The organism is Mangrovibacter yixingensis (assembly GCF_020523985.1).
GTDB lineage: Bacteria > Pseudomonadota > Gammaproteobacteria > Enterobacterales > Enterobacteriaceae > Mangrovibacter > Mangrovibacter yixingensis.
Genome location: NZ_JAIVKM010000006.1, coordinates 123,068 through 138,544 on the forward strand (window position 1 = coordinate 123,068; position 15,477 = coordinate 138,544).

Genomic DNA, 15,477 nt, shown 5'->3' on the forward strand with positions numbered 1-15,477 from the left:
GATTATTCGGTGTGAATTACTGCTGCCGCTGCACCGTGTTTTTCCCCGGCCAGATAACCAGCGTAACGCCTGCCATAATGGATAACACACCCAGCAAATTCAGCCAGGAGAAAGTGTCGTGCCAGCCGGGCAACCAAATTGCCGCGGCCCACACTAAAATGTAGCTCAGGCTTAACAGAGAGTAGGCTTTGCTCAGTGGTAGTTTTTTCAGTGCACCGTACCAGCACACCATTGAGGCCAGGTAGCCGCCAACCCCTGCCACCAGCCACAGGCTGCCTGGAGCGATATGGAGTATGGCCAGAATAAAATCTGGTAAGGGCCAGACTGCCGGTAAACGGCCCATTGCCAGCTTCATTGCCAGTTGGGCTGCGGTGACTAATAACACGCTAGATAACGCCAGCAAATACCCCATTACACGCCACCGCTCAGCAAAATAATCCCCAGAATAATCAGCATAATACCCAACCAGTGCCGCCGTGTTAAACGCTCGCCCCAAATCCAGTGCGCCGCCAAAGAAACCCAAATAAAGTTCAGGCTCATCATCGGGTAAGCCAGGCCAACCGGCACCGATTGCAGTACTACCAGCCACACCAGCAGCCCAAGCCCCATTGCCACCAACGCAAGAAATAACCACCGCCAGGCGCGATGACGCCCAGCTGAACCTGCAGGCATACAAGCTGCTTGTTTTTGGCACAATTGCCCCAGGCAACTGAGCAGGCTGGCAATAATTATTCCACTAATACCCATTATTTTTGGTGATACAGGTAAAGGACAAATCGCCCCTGGTGAACAATAGCATCCGGTTTGGGAACCTCATGCTCATCAACAACCCCGTGGCGCGAAAGTAACAGCACCAGAGCAACATTACCTTGCTGGCGGTGCTTGCTCAACCAGGTGGGGAACTCTGCCGTTGGTACCAATTTACCCCTGGCATCCGGGTAGCTCATGCCATAAGCCAACTCCCCCGGTGAGCCATACATATTGATATCACTGCGTTTTAGTGCCCAGGCGATCGCAGAAGCGGTTCCCACATTATTACTCAAAATATAACGGCTACCCGCCAGTTCGCCCTGCACATTTTCCACAAAGGCCTGGGGTTGTTTGGAATCGATAATTTGATCCGGAATTGCCGCCCCGACTAATAAAGCCAACCCTAATGGGCACAATGCAGCAAGTTGCCAGCGTGGTTGCCAACCGCGGGAAGAAACCCAGCCCACCACAGCCCAACACACAAAGGCGAGCACGGCGCAAAAGACTTTAAACAACTCGGTAGTTTGGTAGAGCGGATGTTTGGCCAGGCCAAAGGGAGCCAGCACAAAGAGTACGGCCAGCGTACACACGCAGCCAAAGCCGATATTAATCCAGCCATTCAACCGGCGAATACCTGAGCCAGCCGCCTGGGCATAATGTGACAGCAGAATGGCTAACGGGGCGAAGCAAGGGAGAATATAGGTAGGCAACTTCCCTTTCGCGATACTGAAAAAGAGAATGGGCATCACCACCCAACCCAGTAAATAAACCGCGCCAGAATGGCTGTGCCGCTTTACCCAACCGGATTTTAGTGCGCCTGGCAGGTAAGCAAGCCAGGGTAGCGTACCAGCCAGCAAGAAAGGCAGGTAATACCAAAACGGCGCTTTATGCTGGGCATTGCTCTCAGCAAAACGTTGAATATGTTCCACCCAGAAGAAATAGTGCCAAAAATCAGGCTCCAGGCGCGCAACCGCCAGTGCCCAGGGCAGTGTAATTAGAGTGGCACTGATTACCGCCAGGGGCCCAAACAGCAGGACTTCTTTCCAGCGTTTATGTACGGCCACCCAGGGTAAAACACCGATAACCGGCACGGCCAACGCGAGGAAGCCTTTAGTCATCACGCCCATTCCACAGGCCAGACCAAGCAGCAGGTAGCCACCGATTTTGCCTCTGGTGGTCTGTGCTTCACTGGCAACCCAGAAACTGCACATTGCCGCGGTTAGCCACAACGTTATCATTGGGTCGAGAACCGCGTATGTCCCAATGCCATACACCAAAAAGCAGGTGAGAAAGATAACGCCAGACATCACGGCTGTGGCGTTATCTTTCCAGATACGTTTCGCCAGCCAAACCACCATCAGCGCACTGAGTGTGACGGAAAAAACCGAACCAAACCGTACCGCAAAATTATTATGTCCAAACAACAACTGGCTCAGGTTATTGATCCAGTAGCCAGCTATCGGTTTTTCGAAATAACGCACGCCCAGAAAATGGGGATCCACCCAATTCCCAGCCGCCAGTAATTCCCGGCTGATTTCGGCATAGCGCGTTTCATCCGGTTGCCATAACAGGCGGAACTCAAGGGGCAACAAATAATACAATGCATAGCAGGCCAGCAGCACAAACAGCGTCTTTGTTGATTTCATCAAGATTACCGTTAAACAGGTTGTTGGCATCCCAGCCAGCCTTCACGGCCAGCTATTTCATGTCGGTAGATTTGCCCGGCAGGCAACAGCGAGTGGTCTTCAGGCAACAGTGCGGAAAGCGGACAAAATTCAATATCTTCACGCCGGGCCTGCTCGAGAAGCTGTTCAAAAAGCGGGTTAAAAATGATGCCTTCCACCTCAGCATGGATGGTGTAAACCGGCACACCAGAATCAGCGTGAATTTTATCCAGTAAAAACCGGTTAAACCCCGCGGCATCCACAGACTGGCCAACCACTTCATCCCAGGTTGGCAGGGTTACGGGAATTTGGACTGTCCCCCGGGAGCCATCACCCAGCACTGGCGTGAAAGGCATCCGCCCACGGCAATCACTGTTGTACTGGAAACCAAAGGGCTGTTTGGCAGCGACAACACGCTGGTCTGCACGCCAGCCTGCCACTGCGGAACAAGTAACCGGCGCACCAATAATCTGCTCCAGCGCGTCTTTACCCTGGCGAATATGAGCTGCGAGTTTTTCCTGTGGCCAAACACCCGCCCAGGTTTGCCAGGCGAAATGATCCCAGGCATGCAAGCCCACTTCATGGTGCCGGGCGGTTTCACGAATGACGTCCTGGTTCGCTTTACCAATTAGCTTTCCCGGCCATGCCGTACCCGCCAGCAAAATATCCAGCCCATACAAAGAAGCCGCGCGTGAGCGCAGCATCTTCCACAAAAATTTGGGCTTCACCAGCCGCCACAAATGGCGGCCCATGTTGTCCGGCCCCACACTGAAAAAAAAGCTGGCCTGTATTTGGTAACGGGCCAGGCTTTCCAGTAAACGAGGAACCCCGTCACGGGTTCCTCGCAGGGTATCGACATCAATCCGCAAACCTACGCGTTTCATGCCTTATCTTCCGGCAGTTCCACGGTACGCAGGAAGAAATCCAGCGTTTCATCAATGGTGCGTTCCATTTCCACTGTTGGCGTCCAGCCTAACAAACGCTGGGCATTACGAATACTGGGTTTGCGGTGCTCAACATCCTGGTAGCCTTTTCCGTAATAGGTGCTGCTTTCCACCTCACGGAAACCAGCAAATGGCGGGAAATGTTTGCGCAGTGGATTGCGCTCAAAGCTTGCCAGCAACATTTCTGCCAGTTCTTTAATACTTGCTTCGTTTTCCGGGTTACCAATGTTGATAATCTGCCCGTCACATTTGCCATTTTTATTCTGGATAACCCGGAACAACGCTTCAATGCCATCGCTGATGTCAGTGAAGCAGCGCTTCTGGCGGCCACCATCAATAAGCTTGATAGGTGAACCTTCCACCAAGTTCAGGATCAACTGCGTAATAGCTCGTGAACTGCCAATACGTGCAGCATTCAGGTTATCCAGGCGCGGCCCCATCCAGTTAAACGGGCGGAACAGGGTAAAGCGCAGGCCTTCTTTTTCACCGTAAGCCCAAATTACCCGGTCGAGTAATTGTTTGGATACCGAGTAAATCCAGCGCTGTTTGTTAATTGGGCCAACAATCAGGTTCGAGTGGTCTTCATCGAACACCGGGTCGGTACACATGCCATACACTTCTGAAGTAGACGGGAAAATGATGCGTTTTTTGTATTTCACGCAATCACGGATAATTTTCAGGTTCTCTTCAAAATCCAGTTCAAATACACGCAGTGGGTTACGGGTGTATTCAATTGGCGTAGCAATCGCCACCAGCGGCAGCACTACATCGCACTTCTTAATGTGGTATTCGATCCACTCAGAATGAATACTGATATCCCCTTCCACAAAGTGGAAATGCGGGTTACCAAGGAAGCGGCTGATGGCATCAGAACCAATATCCAGGCCGAAGATTTCGTAGTTTTCATCCTGCAACAGGCGTTCAGTCAGGTGGTTACCAATAAACCCGTTAACCCCAAGAATCAGCACCCGCGTGCGGCGTTTTGCGGCTACAACAGGCGCGTGGCTTAAAATGGCACCTTCAACTAAACCCAGGGTTTGGGCCAGTTGCCCACCCTGCATATACACCCCGTTGTCTGCCTGGCCGGTGACAATTTCCAGAGCACCCGAACCACAAGCAACTACCAGAGGTGAAGTGGATACCACCGTGCCCGCACGCGCTGCGGGGTAGCCATCAACCAGGCGAGATGACCAGACCACAAAGCGGGTTATCCCGGCATAGCCAAAAGCGCCAGGCCAGGGGTGTGCAACAGCACGCACCAGGTTGTGTAAATCTCTGGCATCCCGGCTCCAGTCAAGGCGGCCATCTTCTGGCGTACGGCGGCCAACATAACTGGCCTGGCTATTATCCTGCGCACGGCCCGGCGCATTCCCGGCGCGAATTTTTGGCAGAATATCACTTAACAGAGTGCGCGCCTGTGCCGTCAGCTTGTGGTGCAGGCTCAGCGCGTTATCTTCCGGCGCAATAGCAACGGCTGCCTGAGCAACAATATCCCCGGCATCCGCCCGGCTGACCATTTTGTGCAGTGTTACGCCGGTTTCTTTTTCACCATTAACCAGAACCCAGTTCAGTGGTGCGCGCCCACGGTATTTCGGCAATAAAGAACCATGCAAATTGAATGCGCCAGCAGGAGCACATTCAAGAATGTCCTGGCAAATCAGGTTGCGGTAATAGAAAGAGAAAATTACATCTGGTGCCAGAGCACGAATGCGGTCAACCCACAGAGGATGGTTCACATCATCCGGCGCATACACGGGGATACCGCGCTCTGCGCCAATACGCGCTACAGAGCCAAAAAACGGGTTTTCTCCGGCGTTGTCCTGGTGGGTGAAAATAGCGCTGACTTCATAACCCGCCTCTAGCAGAGCGGTCAACCCAACACACCCCATATCATGGTAAGCGAACACGACGGTTTTCATTCTTGCTCATCCTCTTGAGATTCTTGATGATTACTGCTCACAACTTGCTGGATAAAATAGCGGGGGCGGGCACGGACATCGTTGTAGATTCGGCCGATATATTCACCCAACAGTCCCATACCAATAAACTGGGCACCAATAAACATGAACAACACGGCAAACAACGTGAATACCCCTTCGGCACCCCATGCGGGGCCAAAGATCAGCCGCAATGCCACTAACAACACAGCGAACAGGAAACCGAGCAACGCAATAACGCTGCCAAACACACTCAGCAAGCGTAATGGTGTAGTTGTCAGGCAAGTCACCAGGTCGTACATCAGGTTAATCAGGCGCATAAAGCTGTATTTAGAATCGCCGTGTTCACGTTCCGCGTGCTGAACCGGGATTTCCGTGGTCTTGCGGGCAAAAGTGTTGGCAAGAATAGGAATGAAGGTACTGCGCTCATGACAGTGCAGCATGGCATCAATAATATGGCGGCGGTAAGCACGTAACATGCAACCGTAATCCCCCATCGCCTTGCCAGTGGTGCGCTGGATAAGCCGGTTAATCATGCGTGATGCGCTTTTACGAAACAGGCTGTCCTGACGGTTTTGCCGCACCGTCCCGACCACGTCATAACCTTCGCTGGCTTTTGCCACCAGACGGGGAATTTCTTCCGGGGGGTTTTGCAAATCGGCATCCAGGGTTATCACCAAATCACCGCTCACATGGCTGAAACCGGCCATAATCGCCGAATGCTGGCCGTAATTACGGTTGAGTAATACCGCCACCAGGTGGCTTGCGGGTTGCTGCGCGGCCTCGGTCATTAACCGGGCAGAGTCATCACTACTACCATCATCAACTAATAAAATTTCCCAGTCGCAGGGCAACTGCTGGCAGGCTGCCGTTGTGCGCTGAATAAGCTCGGGAAGGCTTTCCTGCTCGTTATAAACAGGTATAACGACCGAGACTTTTTGTATTGTGGACATAACTAAACCTCAACAACCTGCAATATCGCGCAGTGCAGTAATTACCCGGGTGACATCGTCATCAGTCATATCCGGGAATAACGGAATAGAGCAAATACGGTCGCTGTTCCATTCAGTATTGGGTAATACAAGGCCCGGAAAGCGTTCGCGATAATATTTCTGGGTGTGAGCGGCACGGAAGTGCAAGCCGGTGCCAATATTGCGGGCTTTTAGTTCCGTCATTAATGCATCGCGGGAAAGCCCACAGCGTGCTTCATCTACACGCAAAATAAACAAGTGCCAGGCATGCTCGTGGGGCCATTCAGGCAGAGCAAGCGGTAGATAAGGGGTATCCGCCAGTTCACGCCCGTAACGTTCAGCAATAGCTTTACGCCGCAGGTTTAGTTGCGGCAGTTTGCCAAGCTGAACCAGTGCTATCGCTGCGTTGATATCGGTGAGGTTGTATTTGTAACCAGGGGTTATCACTTCTGCCTGGGGCGCTCGCCCATGAGTCTGACGGTCATAAGCATCAACCCCCAGCCCGTGAAACTTGAGGCTGCGGATTTGTTTGGCAAGCTGCTCGTCGTCAGTCACCACCAGGCCGCCTTCGGCACAGGTCATGTTTTTAATCGCGTGAAACGAGAAAACTGCCGTGCCACAGTTACCTACATGTTCACCCCGGTAGTATGTGCCAGCGGCATGAGCCGCATCTTCAATGACGGCGACACCGTGCTTTGCCCCCAACGCACGTATTGCGCTAAGGTCTGCCGGAGCACCGGCATAATGCACAGGGATTATCGCTTTAGTGCGGGGTGTCAGTGCGGCCTCAATCGCTTCTGGCGTAACCATCAGTGTGTCTTTATCAACATCAATCATCACGGGTTCTGCGCCCAGCAGGCAGATCATATTGATTGTGGACACCCAGGTCATGGAGGGAGTAATCACCTCATCTCCCGGGCCAATGCCCAGCGCCATCAGCGTGACATGCATCCCCCCTGTCGCCGAGCTGACAGCAATTGCGTGCTGGTTGCCTGTTAATTCGCAAAATGCGGATTCCAGGGCCTGGTTTTTCGGGCCAGTGGTAATCCACCCCGAAGACAGTACATCAGCAATGGCGCTCAATTCAGATTCGCCTAATGCCGGGCGTGAGAACGGCAGAAACTCACTCATGCAATGTTTCCTTTAACTATCATCTAAATAATAAATTTCGCTTTCAGAAAGATATGCGTTGTTATTATTCTGTTCTCAATAAGATAAATGGCGCTATAACAAAGCGCATCCGTGTATCAACCACACCTCAACGGCTGTAAACTAACAGCTGTTTCTTAGAAAAGACTTAAGGCGGGCTATCACCCGAACGGACTAATTTGGCGTAAAGCCATTATTAAGTTTGGTTATAAATCAGAAAGTTGCCAGTCTATTTATGATTATTTTTAAATATTTCACAATTAATAAACTGACATTAAATGAAATGTAAAAAGTTAAGTAAGAAGCAGCCTATTGAATGGCAATAAAATGTGACGAAACTCTCATTTGTCATTACTATTTAATTTTTGTGTCATTCTCTTTTCTTAATTACCATTTCCAGGCTTGTGACATTCTTTCTGTAAGAAAAGCAACGAATAACCTCACGCGAGGCGCTAAAAACCGGCTGTGTAAGTACACGGCATTTAACGGTGCCGCCGGGATTTTATCGCCAGGGAGAACTTCAATTAACCGCCCGGCCAATACATCGTCGCCTACATCCCAAATTGATTTCATCACGATTCCAGCTCCGCACAACGCCAGCTCATGCGCCGCTGCGCCATCATCACAGACATAACGCCCCTGAACTTTCACCGAAATACGCGTATCACCTTCATTGAAAGCCCAATCTACTGCGGGTGAATGACCAATCAGAATGCAGTCATGGTGAGTTAAATCCTGGACCGTTTCAGGTATGCCTTTGCGGGCAAGATAGGCTGGTGAAGCACACAACAACCGGCGGTTTGGAGCCAGGGGGCGAACAAACAGGCGAGAATCATTCGGTGTACCGTAGCGAATGGCCAGGTCATAGCCGCCAGCAACTAAATCGACGATTTCGTCATTCAAAGAAACATCCACATTCACTTCCGGGTACTGTTCAGTAAAGGCAGCCAAAGCCGGAACAATATACCGCCGGCCAAGCCCATGAGGTGCAGACAACCGTAATGTGCCGAACACCCGGCCATTGCGGCCAGTCATGGCTTCTTCGGCCTGCTCCGCCGCTGCCAAAATGCGCATGCAGTGGTCATAAAACAGCGCCCCCTCTTCCGTTACCGATAACTGGCGGGTACTGCGATTGATAAGCCGAATAGCCATGCGACGCTCCAGCTCTGACAGGCGTTTACTCACCACAGCAAGCGATAAGCCTAAATCACGAGCTGCTGATGAAAGGCTGCCACCTGCAACGATGCGCTCAAAAATACGTAATGAAGTCAGGTCGTCCAGTAGCGCCATTATTAACCTCATGGAAAGAATGATTATCTATAATTGATGATTGAAAAAATATAGCAAAGCCGCAAACTGACAGATACCCCTTACATTCACCACAGGAGATAAATCCATGAAAATTGATTTTTCCGGGAAAACAGCACTGGTAACCGCTTCAACTGGCGGAATAGGTTTTGCCATTGCCCAAGAACTGGCTGCCAGCGGTGCAGTAGTTATCCTGAATGGTCGCAGTGAAGAGAGCGTCGCAAAAGCCACCCGTAAACTGCAGGGTGAAGTTCCTGGCGCAAAATTACAGGGTGCGGTTGCTAATTTGCAGGATGCCTCTGGGGTTGAGCAATTACTGAAGCAACTCCCCAAGGTTGATATTTTGGTGAATAACGCGGGAATTTATGGCCCACAGGATTTTTACGACACCGATGACGCCACCTGGGAAAACTACTGGCAAACCAACGTGATGTCTGGCGTTCGCCTGTCACGCGCGCTGTTACCCGCCATGACAAAACAAGGCTTTGGGCGAGTGGTGTTTATTTCGTCCGAATCAGCCCGTAATATTCCGGCAGACATGATTCATTATGGCGTAACCAAAACAGCACTACTCGCTCTGGCGCGCGGGCTGGCAAAATACGTAGCCGGGACTGGCGTCACGGTGAACAGTGTTCTGCCAGGGCCGACGATTTCTGATGGCTTTGCCACCATGATGAAAGATGAAGTAGAACGGACAGGTAAATCGCTGGAAACGCTGGCTAAAGAGTTTGTTATGGCTCACCGCCCTTCTTCCGTTATTCAGCGTGCGGCCAGCGTGGAAGAAGTCGCCAATATGGTAGTGTATATATGCTCACCACAGGCTTCCGCTACATCGGGTGCCGCACTACGCGTCGATGGCGGTGTCGTAGACGACATTCTGTAGTTTCCTCTGTCAGCCCGTCTTCAATAACCCCGATTAAAATATTGTCAGGCACTTTCGAGTGCCTGCTCATTTCCTGCTTCAAATATTCTGAAACACATTCAAAATTATTGAGGACTAATCTCAAATAAATGTCATTTTCATTTCCATAAAATTTTATTATGATCACTTCAACCAGAATTTATGCGATGGTTAACAAATCAAAGACAGATAACGTGTACATAAATTAGTCAATATTTTTGTATAAGTTTAAAAAACAACCTGTTCTGTCGCATGCGTTAACCTTCCCAATTTTAACACCGGGCCAGGCTGGCCTGTTTCACCAAATGGTCGCTGAGGGAACAGCCGGAAGAAGTCGCCTAAGGGCGGCTTTTTTCGTTATAACCCCTAGATCCTTTTCTTATTCCGCCGGGTTTGTCTTGCTTTTACAGTGTCTTCCCGGTGAGATAAGCCAAAAAGGAGCCCTGCGATGTTTTATCTTGAACCCACCCCGGCGAACCACCCCGAATTACAACAACTCATTACTGAACTGGATAACTGGCAAAACGCGTTGTATCCCGCAGACAGTTGCCACAGCCTGGATCTACAGGCACAGCCCGAAGCACATATATACTGCCTGATTGCCCGTTCAGAGCAGGGGGAAAGGGTAGGATGCGGCGCAGTGGTGCTGGAAGGGGAAAATAAGGGCGAGATAAAACGAATGTATATTCGGCCAGCCTGGCGTGGCCATAAACTGGGTGAAAAAATACTGGCATGCCTGGAAGATGTAGCGCGTCAGCACAGCCTTCCCTGGCTACGGCTGGAAACCGGCATCCACCAGCACGCGGCAATTCGCCTGTACCAAAACTGCCAGTTCGAAATACGTGAAGCGTTTGCCCCTTACCAACCCGATCCCTTAAGTGTGTTTATGGAAAAGGCACTGGTGTAATTTAACGGCGCACGGCAATCGCTTCTATTTCCACACCGGCATCTTTCGGCAACCGTGCCACTTCCACACAGGAGCGCGCCGGGAAAGGCGCCTGATGCTCACGGAAAAAGGATTCATACTCAGCATTTACTAAAGCAAAATGGTTGAGATCCTTAACAAAAACCGTGGTTTTAATAATATCCGCCACTTGTAAACCACTGGCTTCAACAATTGCCCGCACGTTTTCCAGAGACTGGCGGGTCTGTTGCTGTATATCTTCAGGCATTTCGCCTGTTAACGGGTTAAGCGGGATTTGCCCGGAAGTCATCACCAGTGAACCAAGATCCACACCCTGAACATAAGGCCCAATTGCGGCTGGTGCTTTTGATGTTGAAATTGCTGACATATTCACGACCTTGTTAAAAACGAGATTATTATTGACCAGAAAGTTCGGTAGTACGGCGAACTGCCGCCAGCACGCTGCTTTGCAAACCCGCGGCAAAATCACTCTTATTCAGTTCATACAACCCATTAATTCCCACCCCGGCAGGAGAGTTATTGATATCCATTAGCTGGCGTGGGTGCAAACCCGATAATTTCAGCATGGATACAGCACCCACCAAGTTTTCCCACACCACTTGCGTTGATTGAGCACGGGTTAACCCGGCCAGCACACCTGCATCCGCCAGTGCCTCGGCAAAGTAATAAACATAATTCACCCCGGCGACAGCAAACCCAGTAAAGGTGTCTATCAGGCGCTCTTCCAGTAACATGACCTTGCCGAAACTCTCCAGAAAGGGCATCAACGGCACACTGTCAACGTGCGCGTTAAATGCCACGCCGCTGTATCCAAGACCCGTGTCTGTCAGTGTGTTAGGGATAATTCGTGCCACCGGGCGGTCTTCACCCAATAGCGATGCCAGCCGGGCCAGCGTCACTCCCGCAATAATCGACACCACAGTAGCCCCGGGTTTGGCATGCTGGTTAATCAGTTGGGCAACACCGGGGATATCATCTTGTGGGCGCACCCCTATCACAATGTAATCCGCCGCAGCCAGCGCATCGGGCAATACCTCGAAGTGCGTATTACTTAATGCGTAACGCGCTTTCAGTGTCGCCACCCGTTCCGGGTCGATATCCGATAACGTAATCGCATCAGGTTGTACCGCTTCGCGTTTCAGGGCTGCGCGAATAATGGCTTCGGTCATCTGGCCGGCACCAATAAAGTGAATCTGGCTCATCGTTAATCCTCTGAAGTCACTGCAACAGGATTTAATGACTGCTCTACCAGCGATACCCAAAGACCAATACCGGGGGCAATAAGTTGGTCATTAAAATCGTAATAAGGGTTGTGTAATGAAGCGCCGGGCGTTGGGCCATCAGCCCCTAACCAGAGGTAAGCGCCAGGGCAGGCTTCAAGCAAATAGGCGAAATCTTCCGCGGCCATTGAAGGAGGAAGTTGGGTATGCACCTGAGTGATACCTGGCGTGCTACGCGCTGCATGGGCAAGGGTTGCCGCCTGGTCAGCATGGTTGACAGTAACGGGATAACCATATTCCCACTGAATTTCACCACGGACACCAAATGGCCCGGCCAGTTGTTCAACATATTCCGCCATTAGCGCCTGGCACTGCGCACGTGCACGCTGGCTCAGGCAACGCAGCGTTCCGGAAAGTTGCATCGTTTCAGGAACGACATTAATCGCTTCGCCCGCCTGGAGTTGGGTCACGCTAATCACCGCACTGTCCAGTGGGGAAAGACGCCGGGTGGCAATGGTTTGCAGCGCCGTAATCAAGTGCGCACCGGCGAGTACCGGGTCGGCACCTTTTTCTGGCATGGCCGCATGGCAACCAACGCCCGTGAGAGTAATAAAGAAGTTATCTTGTGAGGCCATCATCGGCCCAGGGTTCACCGCCACTTCCCCCACAGGCAAACCGGGCCAGTTATGCAGTGCGTAAACCGCTGACATCGGGAAGCGGTCGAACAAACCTTCTTCCACCATTAAGCGCCCACCACCAGCGTTTTCTTCTGCTGGCTGGAAAATAAAACAGACCGTTCCCGTAAACGCTCTGGTCTGGCTTAAATAACGAGCAGCCCCCAGCAAAATCGCTGTGTGCCCATCATGCCCACAAGCATGCATCGTACCGGGGGAAGCCGAACACCACGCCACAGTGTTGTTTTCCTGGATGGGCAGTGCGTCAATATCTGCACGAATACCAATGGCCGGCCCTTTGCCATTACGCAGCACCCCAATAATCCCGGTGCCAGCCATGCCGGTATGTACTTCGAGCCCGAATGTTTCCAGCAATTCACTGATTTTGGCTGAAGTATGAAACTCCTGCAGGCCGATTTCTGGGTTGGCATGAATTTCACGCCGCCAGGTCACGGCTTGCTGAATAATATCCTCGGGAATTGGCTGCATATTTCCTCTGCATTGTCACCGCACAACGCCAGCGCGTTGCACAGGAAAAAACGTTACAGCGAACCGAGTGTCAGTTCGCTCAATTATCAGGTCAGTGAGTTTCCCTTCAGGTATCAGGGTTTGCCGAAATAAATCCGGGCCAGACCTTCTTTGGTTACTTCAATGGCATGTTCAGCACTCAATGAAATATGCTGTTCAATCAGCGCAACGCCTTTTTCAATATCGCGCTGGCGTAGAGCGGCAATAATATCGACATGTTCGTCATACGCATTATTGCGTCGTACGGGAGTCTCTAAATCAATGCGCCGAAAGAAACGGCTCAATGAATTGAGGCTGTCGAGCATTTCGTATAACCGGCTGTTATGAGAAATACGGGCGATTTCCATATGGAAGCGCTCATCAATTTCGGCAATTTTGGCCCAGTCCTGGTCATTTTGTGGCGGGCGATGCTGGCTTACTTCTTCCCAGATAGCTGTTGTCGCCGCGATTTCTTCGTCAGTTGCCCGTTGGCAGGCAAAGCGAAAAGTGGATTGTTCGATGACCATGCGCACTTCGTACAACTCTCTAACACCTTCCGGTGTCAGATCGCGTGAATAAAACCCTTTGTTCGGGACAAAGTTCATGAAACCATCTTTAGACAACCGGTTAAGTGCTTCCCTCACTGGTGTGCGAGACACCCCCAGTTGTGCGGCAAGTTCAACCTCATTCACCCTTTCGCCAGGGCGAAAATGGTAATCAATCGCCAGCCCTTTAACTTTCTCGTAGACTTTTTCAACGCTGTCGGCGCTACGGGATTTCTTTTTAATAGCAACCACATTATCCCCTTACATTTTCCCTTAACATCGCAGCACACCGTAAATAAATAAACCAGAAGCACGGGTTATTTCACCGAATATTTTTATTGATAACACAGCAAAAAAAACAACTCAACACAAAATTGAATACACTTATTCATAACCTAATAACCTTTGATTATTAAGAGTTTTGTATTTTTAATTGTTAGCTAAATCATTAACCTGCACCATTTTATAGCAAGCTTGCTCCAAAATGATTCAAAGTGTATTCACTTTTGCACACAGATATTTTCCATAACCTACAACAAGAAACCTAAAACTACATTGGCGGAAAAATTTATTATTTCCATCCTCACCGTTGTATTTATTCATTAATTTTTTCCGAACCCCATAAAAATACTATGGGTTTGATCCAGTAATATGCTTCCCTGGCACTGTCTTTGCTTAATACACAAGTGTATGCACTTATACATTCACTTTAGTGCACTACTTTTCGCCTTCACCAGGGAAGCCTCGCAATGCTGCAGAGGCTGAAAAACACCGGCCTTAAGAGCCGGCAATGATCAACCGGAGAACCAACATGAAAAGTCGTTTTGGGCAGAGCATGACTCTGTCAGCATTAACAGGCATGACGTTGTTAGGTTTAGCGCACACGGCACTGGCCGATGTGAACATTGGTGCAATTTTGCCCTTAACCGGTACCAGTGCCAGTATTGGTGAAGACCAGCGCAGGGGGATTGAACTGGCCGTGGAAAATATCAATGCCCACGGCGGGGTGGATGGGCAACCGCTGCACGTTATCGTTGAAGATTCTGCTGGTAGCCCGGTTACCGGCCTGAATGCGGTACGTAAACTGACCCAGGTTAACCATGTCCCGTTGGTGGTTGGCAGCTTTTCCTCCAGCGTCACCATTCCGATTGGGCAATATTTGGTGAAAAACCACCTGCTGCATATCAACATTTCAGGCACCAGCACTGATGTGCGTAAAATTGGCGCTACGTCCTGGAGTGTCATCGGTCTTGATTCCCTTTCAGCCCGTTTTTCCGCAGAAGATGTACACCAACTGGGTTACAACAAAGTGGCATTCATTGCACCTGATGGCGCTTACGGCCAGGGTATGGCGGAACAGTTCACTAAAGCATTTGAAAAAGCGGGCGGCAAAGTTGTTGCCAAAGTGCTCTACACCAGCGGGCAACCCTCTTACCGCCGCGAACTGGAGCAAATTTCCCGTGCTCACCCACAAGCCTACGTTTACACCAGCTATGGCCAGGATGCCATTGTGCTTAACCGAGAAGCCTGGGAGCTTGGCCTGAGTAAAACCCCCTGGTACGGCATGTATTTAACCATGGCGATAGATGGTTCTCCGGCACAATACACTAACGGCCAAATGGGAATGGAAGTGGCAGGTATCGACCAAAAAGCCGCTGGCAGCAATGGCGAAAATTACGCCTCGCTTTACCAGAATAAATTCCATGAAAAACCGCGCTCCGTTTATGGCAGCTATGCCTGGGACAGCATCATGTTGGCTGCGACAGCAATCGATAAAGCGCACAGTGCTGAACCTGCTGCAATGATTACCGCAATGAAAGCTGTGGCGCCTGGTTTTACCGGCATTACCGGGAAACTGGACCTGGATGCGGATAACCAACGCCAGAGCCAGCCATACCTGAAAGTCAAAGCGAGCAATGGTGCTCCGGTTCCCCGGTAACGGGCGGTTTATTTTGCCTGTTCACGCTACATCATTGGGGAAA

The 15,477-nt window shown here is 50.7% G+C and carries 15 protein-coding genes; 3 read left to right on the top strand and 12 right to left on the bottom strand.

Translation table 11 applies throughout. The features are described 5' to 3' along the window. Positions 1-16: 16 nt before the first annotated feature. From arnF to LC084_RS17680, 8 genes are all read right to left on the bottom strand, one after another. The gene (gene arnF / locus LC084_RS17645; protein ID WP_226572481.1) at positions 17-412 is read right to left on the bottom strand and encodes a 4-amino-4-deoxy-L-arabinose-phosphoundecaprenol flippase subunit ArnF; all 396 of its coding nucleotides are present in this window, start codon (positions 410-412) and stop codon (positions 17-19) included. Further along, the gene (arnE, locus tag LC084_RS17650) at positions 412-747 is read right to left on the bottom strand and encodes a 4-amino-4-deoxy-L-arabinose-phosphoundecaprenol flippase subunit ArnE (RefSeq protein WP_226572483.1); all 336 of its coding nucleotides are present in this window, start codon (positions 745-747) and stop codon (positions 412-414) included. The genes arnF and arnE overlap by 1 nt, the downstream gene beginning before the upstream one ends. Continuing rightward, positions 747-2,396 (bottom strand): lipid IV(A) 4-amino-4-deoxy-L-arabinosyltransferase, encoded by a 1,650-nt coding sequence (gene arnT, locus LC084_RS17655; RefSeq protein ID WP_226572485.1) that lies wholly within the window; start codon positions 2,394-2,396, stop codon positions 747-749. Before arnT ends, arnE begins: the two co-directional genes overlap by 1 nt. Before the next feature lie 11 nt (positions 2,397-2,407). Further along, on the bottom strand, positions 2,408-3,298 hold the full coding sequence (arnD, locus tag LC084_RS17660; RefSeq protein ID WP_226572487.1) for a 4-deoxy-4-formamido-L-arabinose-phosphoundecaprenol deformylase: 891 nt from the start codon (positions 3,296-3,298) through the stop codon (positions 2,408-2,410). Continuing rightward, entirely contained in the window at positions 3,295-5,277 is a 1,983-nt protein-coding gene (gene arnA / locus LC084_RS17665; protein WP_226572489.1) for a bifunctional UDP-4-amino-4-deoxy-L-arabinose formyltransferase/UDP-glucuronic acid oxidase ArnA, read from the bottom strand. The genes arnD and arnA overlap by 4 nt, the downstream gene beginning before the upstream one ends. Further along, the gene (gene arnC / locus LC084_RS17670) at positions 5,274-6,248 is read right to left on the bottom strand and encodes an undecaprenyl-phosphate 4-deoxy-4-formamido-L-arabinose transferase (protein WP_226572491.1); all 975 of its coding nucleotides are present in this window, start codon (positions 6,246-6,248) and stop codon (positions 5,274-5,276) included. The genes arnA and arnC overlap by 4 nt, the downstream gene beginning before the upstream one ends. 9 nt (positions 6,249-6,257) lie before the next feature. After that, positions 6,258-7,397, bottom strand: a complete 1,140-nt coding sequence (gene arnB / locus LC084_RS17675) for a UDP-4-amino-4-deoxy-L-arabinose aminotransferase (RefSeq protein ID WP_226572493.1) — start codon at positions 7,395-7,397, stop codon at positions 6,258-6,260. Positions 7,398-7,802: 405 nt separating this feature from the next. Beyond that, complete coding sequence (locus LC084_RS17680; protein WP_226572494.1) at positions 7,803-8,705, bottom strand: LysR family transcriptional regulator; 903 nt, start codon at positions 8,703-8,705, stop codon at positions 7,803-7,805. Between the two features lie 106 nt (positions 8,706-8,811). Here LC084_RS17680 and LC084_RS17685 point away from each other — a divergent pair, with 106 nt between their 5' ends. Then, entirely contained in the window at positions 8,812-9,606 is a 795-nt protein-coding gene (locus LC084_RS17685) for an SDR family NAD(P)-dependent oxidoreductase (protein WP_226572495.1), read from the top strand. A gap of 466 nt (positions 9,607-10,072) precedes the next feature. Then, a complete protein-coding gene (locus LC084_RS17690) occupies positions 10,073-10,531 on the top strand; it encodes a GNAT family N-acetyltransferase (RefSeq protein WP_226572496.1) in 459 nt (152 codons plus the stop codon). A 1-nt stretch (position 10,532) separates the two neighbouring features. On the opposite strand, the gene LC084_RS17695 is transcribed toward LC084_RS17690, so the two are convergent. The 4 genes from LC084_RS17695 to LC084_RS17710 form a co-directional block, all read right to left on the bottom strand. Next, entirely contained in the window at positions 10,533-10,916 is a 384-nt protein-coding gene (locus LC084_RS17695; protein WP_226572497.1) for a RidA family protein, read from the bottom strand. 28 nt (positions 10,917-10,944) lie between these two features. Next, the gene (locus LC084_RS17700) at positions 10,945-11,751 is read right to left on the bottom strand and encodes a pyrroline-5-carboxylate reductase family protein (protein ID WP_226572508.1); all 807 of its coding nucleotides are present in this window, start codon (positions 11,749-11,751) and stop codon (positions 10,945-10,947) included. A gap of 2 nt (positions 11,752-11,753) precedes the next feature. Next, positions 11,754-12,932 (bottom strand): M20 aminoacylase family protein, encoded by a 1,179-nt coding sequence (locus LC084_RS17705; protein ID WP_226572509.1) that lies wholly within the window; start codon positions 12,930-12,932, stop codon positions 11,754-11,756. A 113-nt stretch (positions 12,933-13,045) separates the two neighbouring features. Beyond that, positions 13,046-13,747, bottom strand: a complete 702-nt coding sequence (locus LC084_RS17710) for a GntR family transcriptional regulator (protein ID WP_226572510.1) — start codon at positions 13,745-13,747, stop codon at positions 13,046-13,048. Between the two features lie 559 nt (positions 13,748-14,306). Between LC084_RS17710 and LC084_RS17715 the strand changes: the two genes are divergently transcribed. Beyond that, positions 14,307-15,434 carry an ABC transporter substrate-binding protein gene (locus tag LC084_RS17715; RefSeq protein ID WP_226572511.1) on the top strand — a complete coding sequence of 376 codons (1,128 nt, stop codon included), beginning with the start codon at positions 14,307-14,309 and terminating at the stop codon, positions 15,432-15,434. Positions 15,435-15,477: the final 43 nt, after the last annotated feature.